Source organism: Cupriavidus phytohabitans (assembly GCF_017815025.1).
Taxonomy (GTDB): Bacteria; Pseudomonadota; Gammaproteobacteria; order Burkholderiales; family Burkholderiaceae; genus Cupriavidus.
On record NZ_JAGIQB010000195.1, the window covers coordinates 1 to 1,238 of the forward strand.

General features: G+C 62.4%; 1 protein-coding gene. It reads right to left on the reverse strand.

Annotation, left to right across the window (positions count from 1 at the left end):
- Nucleotides 1-24: 24 nt before the first annotated feature.
- Nucleotides 25-1,238, reverse strand: a 1,214-nt coding sequence (locus J8I34_RS34090) for an IS4 family transposase (RefSeq protein ID WP_209808568.1), incomplete at its 5' end; no start/stop codon positions are given.

Below are 1,238 nucleotides of genomic sequence, written 5' to 3' on the forward strand. Positions count from 1 at the left end.
TTAACCCATTGCATTACACACAAGTCACTCGTGACCAATTTCTCTGGCGTACTTGATGCCGGCGGCGAAGTCCATTACGCGCTGCAGGCCTTGCCAGATTGTCTTGACCCCTGGTTCGCCATCGCCCTTGCGAGCGAGGAAGCCGCCAAGCCTGGCAACCAGACGAACTACTTCATTGAGGCTTGGCGGCGTCTCGGGCGGCTCTTTCCTGTTGAGAATGAACGCCGCTTGCCATTCATCTCGCTCAAACAGCAATTGCGCTTCGAGCTCGGGGCAGGTGCGCCCCAGCCGCATTAGCCGCGCGATGCGCCAAGCCACCACCATGAACAATGCCAGCGCTCGTTCGAGCCGCTCCATTGAGGCCAGTTGCAGCGCTTCGACCCGGCAGCCGTTCTTCAGTACATGAAAGAACATCTCTATCTCCCACCGCGCACGGTACCAGTCGATCAACTGCACAGCGGCTTCGAAATCGCCGACTTCGCGATTGCTCAGCAACCGCCATTCGATCGGCTTGACGCCCGGTGACGGTGCCAACTCTCGCGCAACGATGCAGGTGGCACTCACCACACCCCGCGCGGCATCGAATAGCTCAACCCGCTGCGCCCATATCCGCTGCCGAACCTCTCGCGCCTTCTGGCCTTGCCGCGCAGCCTGCGTGAAACGGATCTCGCCCAAGGGCTCGCCCGCCGTGACCTGATGCCACAACCGCTCGCCATCGGGCAACGCGCGATTGTGTTGCGAGCGGATCAGCCAGTCTGCGGGATGACCCAGATCGCGCGCCTTCACCATCAACGCCAAGATATCGGCTTCGCGGTCAGCGACATACACCAGTCGCGTCGCCGGCATCGCCAACGCCCGCTCGGCAACGCGCTCATAGCCTTCTATCCAGCGCGTACTTTCCTTGAGGCCGGCGCGCTTGCCATCAGTACCTTTCGGCCCACGCGCCCACATCCAAGCATCCAGCACACCCAAGGGCTCGCGCGCCGGCGTCACTGCGTACGTGGGGTGGAGATACATGCCGCGCTGCGCTTCATACGACAACGGTCCCAGGCCAGCGGTTGCCTTGCCATCGAAGTCCAGCTCCGTCGTGTCCTGAATGCACAGCACCACCTCGCAAGCCTGCATCCGCTCGGCCGCGCACTGCCAGTGCGGTGTCAGGATGTCGTGCCATTCCAGCCGATCTTGGGACAGAAAGCGATAGGCAGCGGCCGTTTCTGCCCAGCCCCCACAAGCGCTCG